This window comes from Sinorhizobium sp. BJ1 (assembly GCF_002531555.1).
Classification (GTDB): domain Bacteria; phylum Pseudomonadota; class Alphaproteobacteria; order Rhizobiales; family Rhizobiaceae; genus Sinorhizobium; species Sinorhizobium fredii_B.
This window is the reverse complement of the sequence record NZ_NWTH01000011.1, coordinates 47,193-61,734: the sequence shown is the minus strand read 5'-3', so window position 1 is coordinate 61,734 and position 14,542 is coordinate 47,193. Positions and strand designations below refer to the sequence as shown.

Sequence of the window (14,542 nt, the reverse complement as noted above, 5' to 3'; positions counted from 1 at the left end):
GGGTCATAGGCAATCGAGCATCGCCATCAATCCGAGCTCGCCCACTGATTCTAGTCACAAACAGATGCAGTCGGTTATTGCGACGATTTCCTGTTCTGCGCGAGGTCGTCGATCTGAATCCCTTGAGGCTGCCAAGACTGACGGACGGTGCACGGCCGCGCTTCTTGCACTCAGAGAAAAAGTGAGTCGCCGTAGCGCGCACCACCCATCAGGACGGCCTGGTCCACGTAATACACGCGCTAGTGCGGAAAGAGGCTGGTCAGCGGCATGTGCGATTTGACGATCGGCGATTTCAGCACGACGTAGCTGAAATACTTGTCGATGCCGACATCCATATCGATCAATCGTTCCATGATCGTCTGATATTCGACGATGCCGCCGGTGACGAACTTCAAGAGATAGTCATAACCACCGGAAACCAGGTGGCACTCCACGACCGAATCGACTTTTTCGACGGCCGCGAGAAAACGGGCGAAATCGATCTGGCGATGGTTCTTGAGCGTGACCTCGGTGAACACCGTCAGGGTCTGCCCGAGCTTGGCGATATTGATCTGCGCCGAATAGCCGACGATAAACCCCTCCGCCTGCAATTTCTTCACCCGCATCAAACAGGGGCTCGGCGACAGATTGACGAGTTCGGCGAGCTCGACATTGGTGATCCGGCCGTTCTTCTGCAGTTCGTAGAGGATCTTGATGTCGATCCGGTCGAGTTTCATCGGCGCTCTCCAATTCGCGGGCAGACGGCACGGCAGCCATCACCGCCGGTCAGCATTTTATGCGGCCTCGGCTTGCTGGCAAGCCGAAATCAGAGGCGCCATGCTCTGATAAGCTTATGGAAATTTCCCCAGAATAAATCTCCGCCTGATGCCAGTCGAACCGAAGAATATGCCGTGAACGGGCGAAGTGCGGCAGTCTCCGGATCGTCCAGGCGCTAGAATGCCGGCGGATAGATTGGAGACCGTCGATGCCCGCCCCGCTTCTTCACATCGAAACGACGCCCGCCCTGCCGGCAAGCGCGGACGCCGTCGTCATCGGCGGCGGCATTGTCGGCGTTTTCGCGGCCTATCATCTGGCACGGCGCGGCCTTTCGGTCGCCCTCTTGGAAAAGGGTCGGATCGGCGCCGAGCAATCAAGTCGCAACTGGGGCTGGTGCCGCCAGCAGAACCGGGACGCCCGCGAACTGCCGATGGCGACGAAGAGTCTGTCCCTCTGGGAGAGTTTCGCCGAGCAATCCGGCGAGGACACCGGCTTTCGGCGCTGCGGCCTGCTCTATCTCAGCAATGACGAAAGCGAGCTGGCCGGCTGGACGCGCTGGGGCGAATTCGCCCGCAGCGTCGGGGTAACGACTCACATGTTGGATGGGACGCAGGCGAGCGAACGCGGTGCGGCGACCGGACGCCGCTGGAAGGGCGGCGTCTTTTCGCCGACCGACGGCACCGCCGATCCATCGCGGGCCGCGCCGGCGGTCGCCCGCGCCGTCATGAAGCTCGGCGGAACCGTACACCAGATGTGCGCTGCCCGCGGCATCGAACTCGAGGCGGGGCGCGTGAGCGGCGTCGTCACCGAGGCCGGCACGATCCGCACCCCCATCGTGGTGCTTTCCGGCGGCGCCTGGGCCTCCTCGTTCTGCCGGCAGCTCGGCATCCGCTTTCCGCAGGCCTCGATACGCGCGTCGATCCTCTCGGTCGCACCCGGCGCAGAGGGCCTGCCGGCGGCACTGCACACGGCCGCCGTCTCGGCAACGCGGCGTGGCGATGGCGGCTATACGCTGGCGATCAGCGGCCGCGCCCGGGTGGATCCGACGCCGCAGCAGCTGCGCTTTGCCCGGCAATTCGTGCCCATGTTCGCGCGGCGCTGGCGGAGCCTTGCTCCCGGCGGGATCGAAGGCTGGAAGTCCGGCCACGAAACGCTTCAGCGCTGGCGGCTCGATAGACCGACGCCGATGGAGTTCAACCGCATCCTCGACCCTCGCCCCGACCAGGCGCAGATACGGCTGACTTTGGAGCGGGCCCGGGTTCTCCTGCCCGCACTTGAGAAGCAGCCGGTCAGCGCCGCCTGGGCGGGCTATATCGACAGCACCCCGGACGGGGTCCCGGCGATCGGCGAGGTCGGCTCCCTGCCCGGCCTGGTGCTTGCCGCCGGCTTCAGCGGCCATGGCTTCGGCATCGGTCCCGGCGCCGGGCACCTCATCGCGGATCTCGTGACGGGTGAGCCACCGATCGTCGATCCGAAACCCTACCACCCCGATCGGCTGAACGGCTCGGCCTGGGGCAAGGTCGCCGATTTCTGACATGGCGCCTACTGCATGTTTCCGATTTAGGGATAGAACATGCAGCAAATCAAAGTGCTACAGCGACCTTGGTGGGTCTGAAAAGACGCACGGCGCTGTAGACGGCATGTGGCAGAGATAGGTCACATGCCATTGGCCCGCGAGCAGGCGCGCAGGTGGAGATGTGCGATTTCTGCGCGCACACTTCGCCGCTACCACGTCCCTCGCGTCCGAAGATGCAGGGCGCCGCAGCGGCGAAGTGCCTCCCCCGCTTTGCGTCCTCAGCTCTTTAAAGAACGTTTGCTAGCCCACGTCATTGCCGGCGCAGCGGACGACCCGCCGCACATGCCCTCTCCGCGGCCCGCAACGCGGGCCGCCACCGGAGCCGTAGTCGTGCAAACGTCGCTCGCCTTAGCCGAAGAACACCTGGCGCAAGCGAGCAAACAGTCCCGGCTGATTCTCGACAAGCATCGCGCGAATGTGACGTGCCGCCGTCGACGCACTTACGGTGGCGCCGAAATGGCAATAGCAGATGACCTTGTGCAATTGCTCGTCACTCAGTTCGAAGAAACGCTTCGCTTCGCCGTAGCTGTCGTTATCCATTCCAGCCGTCCGAAGGACCGGGTCCTCGAATGCAACGGAGATCGGCGTGCCGTCGCCGCGCATCGTCGCGCGTACATGCGCCGGCTGATACTCGGTCTCGTGCAACGTCGAAAGCCGCCTGTGCGGGTTGCGTTCCAGGAGTTCCGCCCAGCGCTCTAGACGCTCGCTGCGCGACAAGGCCCGGCGCGGAAGGTCCTGTTTGACCTCGGCGACGCTTTGCAGTTCTTCGATTGCATGGTGCTTCATTGTGACCTCCTAATCACCTTAGTTGGTCCCCCATTCCACCTCATACGCCTGATAAAACTGACTCCAACCGGGCGGGAAGTCCAATCACGAAAATGCCCGCGAACACTTAACCGGCGAGAACAGGCAGAATCGGCGCTAACCGCGGTCGCATGGCGCCCCGCTCAAGCGAGACAGCCGGCGTCCCGCGCGCGCCGGCCGTTGTCGCGATACCGTCTCAATCCTCGCGGAATGCGTGGCGCATCTGGTCGGTGAGCGGCTTCGCCAGATAGGAGATGACCGTGCGATCGGCGATCTTGATGAACACCTCGGCGGGCATGCCGGGATAGAGAGACAGCCCCTTGAGCTTGGCAAGGCTCTCCGGCTTCGGGCGAATGCGCAGCGGATAGTAGCTGGCGCCGGTCCGCTCGTCGTTTACGAGGTCCGGAGCGACAGTCACCACCTCCGCCTCGACCTCCGGCGTCGTGCGCTGATTGAAGGCGCTGAAGCGAATCTCGACCGGCTGGCCGATCCGGATCTGGTCGATATCGTGGGTCGCCACCCGCGCCTCGACCGTGAGATCGTCGGCCTCCGGTACCACGAGCATCAGCGTCTCGCCGGGATTGACGACGCCGTTCACGGTGTGCACGGCCAGCTGATAGACGCGGCCCGGCAGAGGCGCGGTGATGTCGAGCCGCCGCAACTGGTCGGTGGCGGCCGTGCGCCGCTCCTCATACTCGGCGATCTTCGCCTCGACGTCGGTCAGTTCCTTGGAGATCTCCGTGCGCCGATCCTCGTCCAATTGCAGGACCTGCAGGTCGACTTCGCTCGACTTGCCGCGCGCCTGGGCACGCGAGGCAATATGCCGTCCGCGATCGCCTTCGAGTTCCGCCCGCTGCCGCTTCAGGGTCGTCACGCGCTGCATCGGCACCAGGCCCTGGCCATAGAGCAAGTCGACGCCGGTCAGTTCCTCGGCGATTAGCGTCAAAGCATCTTCGATTGCCTTCAGCTGCACGGTCAAGCCTTCGATCTCATCGGCCAATTGCGCCTTGCGCGATTGAAGCTGCCCCTTCATTCCGAGCAGCGCCGTGCGGCGGCTGGCGAAGAGTTTCTGTTCGCCGTCGACGAGTTTGGTCGCCGCCGCACCGGAGATCAAGTTCGCGAGGTCCTTGTCGATCTCGAACGACGCTGCGCCGATCCGCTCCGCCTGCAGCCGCGCGCGGCGCGCATAAAGCTGCGCCAGCGTGCTGTCGACGATCGCAAGGTTCGCACGCACCGTGGTGCCGTCGAGACGGATCAGGACCTGGCCGGCTTCGACCCGGTCGCCTTCCTTGACCTTGAGTTCGCCGACGATGCCGCCGGTCAGATGCTGGACCTTCTTGACATTGTCGTCGACGACGACCACGCCGCCGGCGACGATCGCGCTCGACAGCTCCGTCGTCGCCGCCCAACCGCCGACGCCGGCGACGAGGGCGAGCGCGAGGACCGAGACCCCCATCATGTGACGCTTGAGCGAGCGGCGCGCAGCTGAGATCTTTTGCGTGCTGCCGCTCATTGCTTTGCCTCCTGGCCTTCCGAGACGATCTTCAACGGCGACGGGCGTTCCGCCTGTTGCGGCCTTAAGACCTTGCCGAGCACGTCCTCTTTCGGGCCGAAAGCCTGCATGCGCCCCTCGTTCATCATCAGGACGACATCGGTGCTCGCAAGCGCGCTTGGCCGATGGGCGATGACCACCACGATGCCGCCGCGATGACGCACATTCATGATTGCCTCGCTGAGCGCCTGCTCGCCCTCCGCATCGAGGTTCGAATTCGGCTCGTCGAGGACCACCAGGAAGGGATCGCCATAGAGCGCCCGGGCGAGCGCGATGCGCTGGCGCTGACCCGCCGACAGGGCTGTGCCGCCCTCCCCGATCTCGGTATCGAAACCATTTGGAAGCCGCAAGATCAGGTCATGGACTCGCGCCGCCTTGGCTGCCGCGACGATCGCTTCCGACGTCGCATCCGCGGCGAAGCGGCAGATATTCTGCGCTACAGTTCCAGCGAAAAGCTCCACGTCCTGCGGCAGGTAGCCGATATGCTGCCCGAGCGCGTCGCTGTCCCATTGGTCGAGTGCTGCCCCGTCGAGGCGCACCGAACCGCGATAGGCCGGCCACACGCCGATGAGGGCGCGCGCCAGCGACGACTTGCCGGAACCGCTCGGCCCGATAACGCCGAGCGCGCTGCCGGCGCGGACCGTGAAACTGATATCCGTGAAGATCAGCCGTTGCGCCGCCGCAGGTCCGCTCCCCAAGGCCTCGACGCTCAAGCGCTCGTGTGGGTTCGGCAGCGCCAGCGGCGTTTCGGCCTCGGGCAATGCCTTCAGCAGGTCCTTCAGGCGCTGCCAGCTCTGTCGCGCCTGAACGAGGCCGCGCCAGTTGCCGATGGCGAGCTCCACCGGTGCAAGCGCCCGGGCGGTCAGGATCGAGCCGGCGATGATGATGCCGGGCGACGCCTGGCCCTCGATCACCAGGACCGCGCCTGCGGCCAGCACGCCCGACTGTAGCGCCATGCGGAAGACCTTGGACAGCGCGCCATAGCCGTTGCCGATGTCGGATGTGCGCCTGTTCTGTTCCCGGAATTCCGCGTTGCGACGCTCCCAAATCTCGCTGAGCCGGCCTGTCATGCCCATCGCCTGGACGACCTCGGCATTGCGCTGCGAGGCTTGGGCGAAAGCGTTGCGGAGGCCGCCCGCCTCGGACGCCTTCCTGGCAGGGGCCTGGGTGCCGCGGTTGGTGAGATAGGTGAGAAGCGTCAGGACCAGGCCGCCGCCGATCGCCACGAAGCCGATCACCGGATGAAACAGGAAGCAGATTGCGACATAGAAGGGGAGCCATGGCAGGTCGAACAGCGCCGCCGGCCCGGCACTCGAAAGGAACGAGCGAACCTGATCGAAGTCGCGCAGCGCCTGGAGCCCGTCGCCCTGCATCCGAAGCTTCAAGGGCGCCTTCACCACCGCCCGATAGATGCGGCCGCTCAGGCTTTCGTCGAGCGCTCCGGCGATCCGGACCAGCATGCGCCCCCGGATCAGCTCAAAAGCGCCCTGGAAGGCATAGAGCAGCAGGGCCAGCAGACAGAGCGCAATCAGCGAGGGAATGCTGCGGCTCGGCAGAACCCGGTCATAGACCTCGAGCATGAAGAACGAGCCGGTGAGATAGAGGATATTAACGAGCGCACTGGCGACGCCAACGCCGACAAAGGCGGATCGGCAATCCCGCAAGGCGGAGGCGGGATCGACGTTCCTGCCGTTCGATACTGCTAAAGGTTCAGGCACTGGCCAAGATCTCCAGGTACGGCATGTCCGGCCGCGGGGCGGCCTTGTTGATGATGTTCCGGCGCGGGCGCGCCGGAGAAGCAGGATGCTCATTCAAGCTCTTGTTCGGCAGCTTAAATCACACCGGCCTAATTTTTTCAAAGCGTGCACGGAACAGTTGTTCCCGGGGAAACAGGAGTTTAATCCAAAGGTTGCCGGTTGACCATCGCCGGGTGTCGCCGGGACGCGGGTTTAAGACCGTCGCGGCACCTCTGAGGCATAATTGTAAAGGGCATCGCCACTGCTTTTCTTCCCCGGAAACTAGGAACTACATTGATGTCGGCAGACGAATGGTGAGCGACAAGCTCTCTGCTAGGCCGCTTCCTCCGGGGTATCCTCAGCGAAGCGCTAAGTCTGCCGAGGCGTGAGAGTCTGGGGTCGCTTTCGCCGTCAGTTTAAACAACTTTGCGAGGCGCCTCTCCGATCGTGGTAGGAGGCGCCAAGGCGGCCGGATACCAAGCGATCTTCTCAGGCGCGGATTGGAGGATTTGGAGAATGGAAACCTCGAACGCTATTCTGATGGCGTGGGAGGAAACGAGGTTCGCCGCTCCGATCCGCATCACCAAGCCACCATACACGGCTCTCGCAGCCGCGTAACCATCGGTGAATATGAAGGTTGTTTCACTCCCCTGTTCAATTGTGTACTCGTAGTACCCTGCAAGCCGCAGGCGCATTTGCTCGACGAAGCAGTGCGGGTTTGACAGGAAAACGTGGCACGCGAAGACGTGCTCATGCATACATCCCTCCTTCGAATTAGCGTCTCGCCTTTTAAGTACGTCTGTGTGAGTGCCTATCGAACCGGTGCACCGCCAATCTCTCCACGAACATCATGGAGCACGCTCCCCAAAGCCCGGATTTCGTCCTCCGAGTGGCCGGCGGTCGGGCACAGTCGCAGCCCTGCCCTTCCCCTTGCAACCGTGGGAAAGAAAATGGCCGACGTGTAGAAACCGCGGTCCAGCAAAACTCTTGCCGCTGCGATTGCCTTGAGTTCGTCACCCACTTCCACGGTGCGGATCGGCAAGGGGGAGCCTCGCTGCTCCGTTGGGACGAGGCTGTCGAACAGGGCGACGCGCTCCCGGAGCGTCTGTTGTAGCTTTGCAAGTTCTTTCGTCCTATGCAATTTCTGCGATGCCAGCGCGGCACCAATGGCTGCGACGTTCAGCGAAGCTGAAAACGCGTGTGCCACCGCAAACCTTCGAAACAGCTCTTCTTGTCGAGCCGTGCCAAGCAGGAGCATACCGCCCGAGGCGCCGAAGCCCTTTCCGAGCGAGGCCGCGATTATGGTTCGCTCGCCCAAGCGGCCGGCGATTTGCGATCTGGCAAAGCCTTCACCATGCTGACCGAACAGTGACACCCCGTGTGCGTCATCAACATAGAGGAAAAGACCGTAGCGGTCCTGGAGGCGGAGCAGACGTTCGATATCGGCGCTTCCGCCCATCGAATAAACGCCATCACAAACAAAGGCGACGGAATCGTTGGTTTGGCAGAGAGTTTCAAGGGCTTCAAGGTCGTTGTGCGCGACTGTCTCAACCCTGGTTTCGGTGGCAATAGTTCCCTTGTGAAAGGCGAGTGTCGCGTGGGCGAGGCGGTCAAATACCATCACGGGTTTGATACCACCGGTCAGATACCCAGACGCGATCAGCGGTAATGCGCTCATATTCGCCGCCAGCACCGTGCTGTAGGTGATCACCCTTGCGCCAAACAACTCCGATAAGGCCGCTTCTAAATCCCCAAGGATTGAGAAATTGAGGCGCGTTCTTGCACACGACCAATGGAGCGCGCCGTATTGGCTCAGCGCTTCGATCGCGCCTGCGACGATGTGCGGATGATTGTCGAGACCAAGATAAGAGCACCGTACGAAGTCAACGACATGGCGGCCATTTTCCTGGCGCAGCGCCACAACGCGTCCCGCCAGTGGGCGTCCATAGATCGCCATCAATCCCTGGAAATGCGCCGCCTCGAAGTGACTTTGAGCATACTGAATGAGGCTGCTGGTGTTTCTGTAGGCGCTGTTGCCTGCAACGCTTTCCTGCCCTGGTAATTCGGCTTTCATTTCTTCCTCCCAATGGGTCATTAAATTCGAATGTATCGGGAGCATTAAATCTTTTAGTCTAAGATTCAACAAAGTATATGTGAAATATTGCAAAGCCTTAGTTTCAACATACAACTAATTTGTTAAATATTAATCCGCATCTTTACATTTCGAGCAATTGTAATTTGGCAATTCAACCTTTGAAATGGGCGCATCAGTCCCACCTTGCGTCCATGTCCAAGGCATAACCCGTGGCTCGCACCGTGCGTATCATGTTACGCCCAGTTAGCCGCTCAAGTGAGCGGCGCAATCGCCCGACGTGCACATCGACCGTGCGAGGCTGCACGAAGAGATCTGAAGGCCAAGCAGCTTCGATCAGTTCCAAGCGACTGAAGACACGGCCTGGCTTTTCAACTAGGCACCGCAATAGATTGAATTCGATGGGGCCAAGCTGGATCTCTTTATCACCATAGACGACCATGCGGCGTCCGGCTTCTATCCTGAGCCCGCCAAAGATGGTGGCTCCTCCCCCGATTGCCTCGGTCGGCCGTGTACCGTTAGCGTCACTCCGGGAGAGAGAACAAAGATATGCCAACAACCTTGGGGGTGAGACTGGGCGGAAGAAATTTTCGTCAATGCCCGCTTTGATCAGCGCCAGGTAGTACCGCTCATCCCCCGACGAAACGAGCGCGATCGTTGGAACACCCGCGGTCGCGTCGGAGGCCTTAATTGCAGCACACGTTTTCACCGCCAGTCCCGAGTCTTTTGCCGTATCCAGTATGATCGCCGTGACGTGCCTTGTGGCGGCACGTTTGATTACTTCATCCTCACCGACCAGCGCTGTCTCAAAGCCCTCACGTACGAGGATATGTGCCAGAAGCACGTAGAAGTCTGCATCGTCCGAGCAAATCAGTACCAAGGGTTTCGCGTGTTGAGCCTTCATGCCCCTGCTCGCCTCAGCCATTTGATGTCACAAATTAGACAAGTAATACGCTCCTTCTTGCGCCGGAAGCCTTAGAATTTTAGTGTTTTCGCTTATTGCATCGTGAAAAGTGTAAAATACGACTATTTGTCACGCATCTTTGTTGCAACATTACGCCGATTGTCGGCGGGCGTTAGGCACTCTTTTGGACTCAGTTCCGCCGGACTCGCTATTCAGGCCCCAATGACTTCAAAGGAAACGCCAGATCATCTGAAGACCAGCCGCGATCAAGTCCCGCACGAAAGCAGCGCGAGCTCTCACTATAGTGGAGGCCTTGCACGAGAAATTTGCCATGTCGCAGCGCCGCGTCAGCTCGCGTCGTCAACGGACAGTGAAACTCATCAGAGTCAACGACAGGAAAGCTTACAGTTTTCTTACTGGCACGAGGCCCGGGGTCGTTTGCTTCGGCTCCAATAGCTAAAATCGGCCCGCGGGGGTCGGTCGCGGGCGAACAAAAGCTACTTTTGTACTGGTTGCGCGACTTCGTCGAGCGAGTAGCCCATGGATCGCACTGTGCGAATGATGTTCGGCCCATATCGGTTCAGCGCACGCCTAATGTGTCCGATGTGAATGTCGACTGTGCGTGGCTCGACTTCGGCTTCGCGCGGCCAACCAGCCGCGATCAGATCTTCGCGACTGTGCACGATGTCGGGCGTCCTCATGAGATGCAGAAGCAATCTGAACTGCAGGGCGGAGAGACGCACGGCGTGACCGTTGCGGGTGACCCGGACCCTCGTGACGTTCATCTCTATATCCGCGCGGCTGAAGATCAGCTCGGGCGCAGCTCGAGGGCGAGGATCGTGTGGCAGTTTCGTATGAAGCCGCTTCAGCAAGGAGAGCAACGCGATTGGTTTGAGGGGACGGAATAAAACGGTATCGACTCCGGCGGCCTGAAGGTTACGGCTGAGATCGGCCTCCAGTGAATTTGCGAGCGCCGCAACTGTCACGTCGTCGCCGCCTGCCGTCCTAATTTGGCGGCAAAGCCCGGGGGCCTCCTCCCCTCGACTGCTGCAGTCGAGTAGGACGGCGACTGCGTTTTCAGTCTGGACCGCATCAAGAAGCTCCTTTGGATCGACGCAGATCCGGGCCGGAAATCCCTCGGTCTCAAGAATGTGTTTCAGGAGAAGGAAGAGCTCCGCGTTGTCCGTATGAATCAGTACTTCCGCATCCATCTCGCATCCTGTGTGGCCCGAAAACTCCCTTGTCAAAGCGGTGCATATTCTCCGCCGTTAACGTCTATAGTCGCGCCGTTTACGTAAGCCGCCTCATCTGACGCCAAAAAGCAGATAACCGCCCCAACTTCTGCCGGTTCGCCCAAGCGGCCGGCGGGAATGCGGGCAACAGCCGCGCGATTGATCGCACTGTCGCGCGGTCCGGCCAGCTCGGTGGCAATCCTGCCTGGTGCAACGACATTCACCGTAATTCCTTCGGCCGCGTATCGCGCAACCAGCGAGCGTGCGAGCCCCGCAAGCGCGGCTTTCGAGGCGACATAGGCGGTGCCAGCGATTTTGGGTAGCGCACGGCCGGCAATGGACCCGACAAGAACGATGCGGCCAAAGCCTTGCGCCACCATGCCAGGAATGGCCGCCTGGCAGCACAGCATTGTCCCGGTCAGGTTGACGGAAAGAACGGCGTTCCATTGATCGAGCGTGATCGCTTCGAATGGGGTTGGGCCGTCTGGCCCCTTCGGTGATATTCCCGCGTTGCAAACCAGAATTTCAGGCTTTCCCCAGTAGTTCTGCAATTCTTGAAAGAAGGCTTCGATCTGCGCCGGTTCGGCAAGCTCGACAGCGCGAGCGAACACGCGCTCGGAGCCGAAATCCCGCGAAAGCGCCTGGGCGGCGCTTTCAACGTTGATGCGTCTCTGACCGAAGATGGCGACCCGGCATCCGCGCTCGAGCAGGTCACAGGATGTTGCCAAGCCAATCCCGGACGTGCCGCCGGTGACGACGGCAATCCTTGCTGTGGCATGGCGGCTCATGCGGCTTCATCCATCTTGGCGAAGAGTGAGAGAGGAGGATGCGCCGCCGGGTCGGTCATCACTTCGATTAGAAGCGGCCCGTGCTCCAAGCCGCGCTGCAGATGATAGGCAAGCTCGCTCGGATCCTCGACACGAACCGCTGGGCAGCCACAGGCTTCCGCCAATTTCGCATGATCCACCTCGGCGAAGTGGCATGCCGAGGTGAAGCTGCCGAACTTCACCGTCTCCGCGTCGCGCTGGAAACCGAGAATGCCGTTGTTGAGCACGACGATGGTGACAGGAAGCTTCATCCGCACCATGGTCTCGAGCTCGGCCCAACTGTGGGCAAAGCCGCCGTCTCCGACAATGGCGACCACGGGCTTGTCCGGGCGGGAAACCTTGGCACCGATCGCGAGCGGCACCCCCCAGCCGAGCCCCGCCAGCCCGCGCGGGGTGATAAAACGCATTCCGCTCGCCGGCGCTCTCAATTGGCCCAGGACCCACATGGATGAGTAGCTCGCGTCGGCGACGACCGTCACATCTTCGGTTAGCAGATCCTGGAGCTCCGCCATAAGCCGCTCCGGGCGGATCGGGCGGGAGCGCGATGTCGCCACGTCGCGGCGATCATGTTCGAAGCGTCTCCAATATGCAGCGATGCACTCTTCGAGCCGCGCTCGATCCGCATGCCGGCGTGTGAGGTCGATGCGCGAGAGCGCCACGCGCAGCGCCGCAAGCGTCTCCCGCGCATCGCCGAGGAGCCGAAGAGATTCGTAGTTACGCCCGATCTCAGCCGGATCGACATCGATGTGCACGACCGTCGCGCCCGGAGGAATTTGGTGCCAATTGTCGGTGCCGTTCTGGTTGGTCCGCGTTCCGATGAGAAGGACCAGATCAGCGGCTTCGACCAAAGCGGACGAGTGTCGTCCGAGCGAGCGCGGGCCGACTAGCGAGCCTAGCACACCGGCGGACAACGGATGGTATTCGTCAACCGCTCCCTTCCCCATATTCGTGGTGAAGACCGGCAGGCATGCTTCCTGCTGTAGGCCCGCAAGTTCAGCCGCGGCGCCGCTGCAGTGAATGCCTCCGCCGGCAATAACAATTGGCGCTTTCGTCGCTGCGATGAGAGACGCGACGTCTGCGAGTGCGCCATCTGACGGGCGGAGGCGATCCAGGGGCCAATGCCCCAGGTTTTTTGAACGCGTGGCTGCTGGCGCTCCCGCCTCTGTACGGAGGAGATCCGCCGGCAGCAAAAGCGCGGCCGGCCCGGCTCGGCCGGACGTCGCGGCCGTGAAGGCGGCGTCCACATAATCGTCGATGCGTTCCGGGACCGTGACGCGCCGTACCCATTTGGTGCAGGATTGAAAGAGAGCGATTTGGTCAAATTCCTGAAAGGCATTCCGGTCCGTTTGGTCTCGCTCGATATCCTGCACCAGTGCCACTAGCGGCACACTGGCCTTCAGGGCCTCGGCAAGCGGCGGCACAAGCAAGGTTGCCGCGGGACCGTTCTGGGCTGCGACGACACCGACCTTGCCGGAAACACGGGCGTACCCGTCGGCCATCGCGCCGCCCATATTCTCCTGCCGGTAAGCGATCTGTCGAATGTCTATCGCCTCGGCGGCGAGAATGACGGCCGATGGAAGGCTTTGGCCGAAAATGAATTCCACGTCGTGGCGGCGAAGAATCTTTGCGATCCGCTGCGCAACGGTTTCGATGGGATTATGCTGCGTCATTGCGCGCGCTCCTTTCCGGATTGAGTGTCGGCATCAAGAAAATTGTCAAATGCTCTGAGGATGAGGTCGACGTCATTGTTGACCATAACCGTCGAGAGGCAGGCCGCGGCCCCATAGGGGAGCAGTACCCCGGTTTCCAGGAAGTGGCGGCTCATTCGTCGCATCAGCGAGGTCTCTTCGGCGCTTAGATAGGCATCGCGATACTCAGCGGGCGCGACCTGCTTCGGGTGGATCCGAAAGAGCGAGGCGGCGCCGGTCACCGAGAACGGGGCATCGCGCCTGGCAATGATTGCCCTCAAGCCGTCGCGCACTCTGCCCCCCATCGCGTGGAGGCGATCGAAGGCATCTGGTGTCATCGCTTCCATGGCTACACGGCCGGCGACCATGGAAACGGGATTTGCGGAAAAGGTGCCACCTTGTGGCAGCAGCGGCTTCGCATCGTCGGTGCCGAAAACGCGCATCACTTCTTCGCGGCCGCCTATGGCGCCAATCGGAAAGCCACCTCCGATGATCTTGCCGGCCGCAATCAGGTCGGGTTCCAGACCGTACCGTGCCGAAGCGCCGGCATAGCCTTGCCGAAGATTGAGCACCTCGTCGGCGATGACCAGGATCCCGTATTTGCTCGCTGTTTCCGACAACGTCTCTATGAAGGCGGGTTCCGGATGCATCAAGCCCGCCCGGCTGGGCATGGGGTCGATCAACACGCAGGCGAGACGGTCGCTTGCTGCGCTCAAGCCCTTTTCCAGTCCTTCGACATCGTTGAAGCGAAGAAGGTGCACGTCCTCGGCGACGCTTGCCGGTGTGCCACGATAGGCAGGAGCGACGACGGGCGACGGATCCCAGCCATCCTTGCCGGGCGAAACAGACTGCCCCGCCTCCGCCCAGTCATAGGCACCGTGATAGGCACCTTCGATTCGCGCGATAGCGGGCCTGCCGGTGAAGGCGCGCGCCGCCTTGATGGCAAACATCACGGCTTCCGTGCCGCTGTTGACGAAGCGAACCCGCTCCATTGCGGGAATGCGGGCCGTCAGCAGTGCCGCTAGGCCAATTTCATGTTCCGTCGGGTTGGCGAAACAGGTTCCCGAGCGCAGCAGGTCGACGACAGCCTCCGAGACTGGTTCGAAGCCATGTCCGTGAATGAGCGTGGTAAAGTTGTTGTTGAGATCGAGGAATCGGTTCCCATCAACGTCGACGAGATAGGCCCCCTCTCCGCGCTGAACATAGATCGGGAACGGATCCTTCTCCACCGTGGCGCGGGTGGTTCCATCTGGAAACACCGCCTTGGCGCGGTTGAATAGATGCTTGGACCTACTGCGCGCAGACCCCTGCTGCAGCCTGTTTGTTGCTTGAACGAGCATAGTTCCGGTTTCCTGGTGTGAGAAATCGACCGCTC

12 protein-coding genes are annotated in these 14,542 nt (G+C 61.5%); 1 reads left to right on the top strand and 11 read right to left on the bottom strand.

Annotated features, from left to right (window positions below; all coding sequences use genetic code 11):
• Positions 1-239: 239 nt before the first annotated feature.
• A complete protein-coding gene (locus tag CO676_RS16990; protein ID WP_014763696.1) occupies positions 240-716 on the bottom strand; it encodes an Lrp/AsnC family transcriptional regulator in 477 nt (158 codons plus the stop codon).
• 248 nt (positions 717-964) lie between these two features.
• Between CO676_RS16990 and CO676_RS16985 the strand changes: the two genes are divergently transcribed.
• Complete coding sequence (locus tag CO676_RS16985) at positions 965-2,290, top strand: FAD-binding oxidoreductase (protein WP_097521935.1); 1,326 nt, start codon at positions 965-967, stop codon at positions 2,288-2,290.
• Between the two features lie 390 nt (positions 2,291-2,680).
• Here CO676_RS16985 and CO676_RS16980 read toward each other — a convergent pair whose 3' ends face one another.
• From CO676_RS16980 to CO676_RS16935, 10 genes are all read right to left on the bottom strand, one after another.
• Positions 2,681-3,118 carry a hypothetical protein gene (locus tag CO676_RS16980; RefSeq protein WP_014763694.1) on the bottom strand — a complete coding sequence of 146 codons (438 nt, stop codon included), beginning with the start codon at positions 3,116-3,118 and terminating at the stop codon, positions 2,681-2,683.
• 214 nt (positions 3,119-3,332) lie between these two features.
• A complete protein-coding gene (locus CO676_RS16975; protein WP_097521934.1) occupies positions 3,333-4,649 on the bottom strand; it encodes an HlyD family type I secretion periplasmic adaptor subunit in 1,317 nt (438 codons plus the stop codon).
• Positions 4,646-6,406, bottom strand: coding sequence for a type I secretion system permease/ATPase (locus tag CO676_RS16970; RefSeq protein ID WP_097521933.1), 1,761 nt, complete (start codon positions 6,404-6,406; stop codon positions 4,646-4,648). Before CO676_RS16970 ends, CO676_RS16975 begins: the two co-directional genes overlap by 4 nt.
• 434 nt (positions 6,407-6,840) lie before the next feature.
• Positions 6,841-7,182: a hypothetical protein gene (locus CO676_RS16965; RefSeq protein ID WP_097521932.1), complete on the bottom strand. Its 342-nt coding sequence runs from the start codon at positions 7,180-7,182 to the stop codon at positions 6,841-6,843.
• A gap of 53 nt (positions 7,183-7,235) precedes the next feature.
• Positions 7,236-8,498, bottom strand: a complete 1,263-nt coding sequence (locus tag CO676_RS16960; protein WP_097521931.1) for an aminotransferase class I/II-fold pyridoxal phosphate-dependent enzyme — start codon at positions 8,496-8,498, stop codon at positions 7,236-7,238.
• Positions 8,499-8,691: 193 nt separating this feature from the next.
• The gene (locus CO676_RS16955; protein WP_097522053.1) at positions 8,692-9,420 is read right to left on the bottom strand and encodes a response regulator transcription factor; all 729 of its coding nucleotides are present in this window, start codon (positions 9,418-9,420) and stop codon (positions 8,692-8,694) included.
• Between the two features lie 497 nt (positions 9,421-9,917).
• Complete coding sequence (locus CO676_RS16950; protein ID WP_097522052.1) at positions 9,918-10,631, bottom strand: response regulator transcription factor; 714 nt, start codon at positions 10,629-10,631, stop codon at positions 9,918-9,920.
• A gap of 32 nt (positions 10,632-10,663) precedes the next feature.
• Positions 10,664-11,440 (bottom strand): SDR family oxidoreductase, encoded by a 777-nt coding sequence (locus CO676_RS16945; RefSeq protein WP_097521930.1) that lies wholly within the window; start codon positions 11,438-11,440, stop codon positions 10,664-10,666.
• Complete coding sequence (locus tag CO676_RS16940) at positions 11,437-13,149, bottom strand: acetolactate synthase catalytic subunit (protein ID WP_097521929.1); 1,713 nt, start codon at positions 13,147-13,149, stop codon at positions 11,437-11,439. The genes CO676_RS16945 and CO676_RS16940 overlap by 4 nt, the downstream gene beginning before the upstream one ends.
• Positions 13,146-14,507 carry an aspartate aminotransferase family protein gene (locus CO676_RS16935; RefSeq protein ID WP_097521928.1) on the bottom strand — a complete coding sequence of 454 codons (1,362 nt, stop codon included), beginning with the start codon at positions 14,505-14,507 and terminating at the stop codon, positions 13,146-13,148. Before CO676_RS16935 ends, CO676_RS16940 begins: the two co-directional genes overlap by 4 nt.
• Positions 14,508-14,542 lie beyond the last annotated feature (35 nt).

What these genes read in the sequence shown, in the direction of transcription:
- CO676_RS16960 (WP_097521931.1), bottom strand. Translation starts at nt 8,498, where the DNA reads ATGAAAGCCGAATTACCAGGGCAGGAAAGCGTTGCAGGCAACAGCGCC.
- CO676_RS16975 (WP_097521934.1), bottom strand. Translation starts at nt 4,649, where the DNA reads ATGAGCGGCAGCACGCAAAAGATCTCAGCTGCGCGCCGCTCGCTCAAG.
- CO676_RS16950 (WP_097522052.1), bottom strand. Translation starts at nt 10,631, where the DNA reads ATGGATGCGGAAGTACTGATTCATACGGACAACGCGGAGCTCTTCCTT.
- CO676_RS16980 (WP_014763694.1), bottom strand. Translation starts at nt 3,118, where the DNA reads ATGAAGCACCATGCAATCGAAGAACTGCAAAGCGTCGCCGAGGTCAAA.
- CO676_RS16940 (WP_097521929.1), bottom strand. Translation starts at nt 13,149, where the DNA reads ATGACGCAGCATAATCCCATCGAAACCGTTGCGCAGCGGATCGCAAAG.
- CO676_RS16935 (WP_097521928.1), bottom strand. Translation starts at nt 14,507, where the DNA reads ATGCTCGTTCAAGCAACAAACAGGCTGCAGCAGGGGTCTGCGCGCAGT.
- CO676_RS16965 (WP_097521932.1), bottom strand. Translation starts at nt 7,182, where the DNA reads ATGCATGAGCACGTCTTCGCGTGCCACGTTTTCCTGTCAAACCCGCAC.
- CO676_RS16985 (WP_097521935.1), top strand. Translation starts at nt 965, where the DNA reads ATGCCCGCCCCGCTTCTTCACATCGAAACGACGCCCGCCCTGCCGGCA.
- CO676_RS16955 (WP_097522053.1), bottom strand. Translation starts at nt 9,420, where the DNA reads ATGAAGGCTCAACACGCGAAACCCTTGGTACTGATTTGCTCGGACGAT.
- CO676_RS16990 (WP_014763696.1), bottom strand. Translation starts at nt 716, where the DNA reads ATGAAACTCGACCGGATCGACATCAAGATCCTCTACGAACTGCAGAAG.
- CO676_RS16945 (WP_097521930.1), bottom strand. Translation starts at nt 11,440, where the DNA reads ATGAGCCGCCATGCCACAGCAAGGATTGCCGTCGTCACCGGCGGCACG.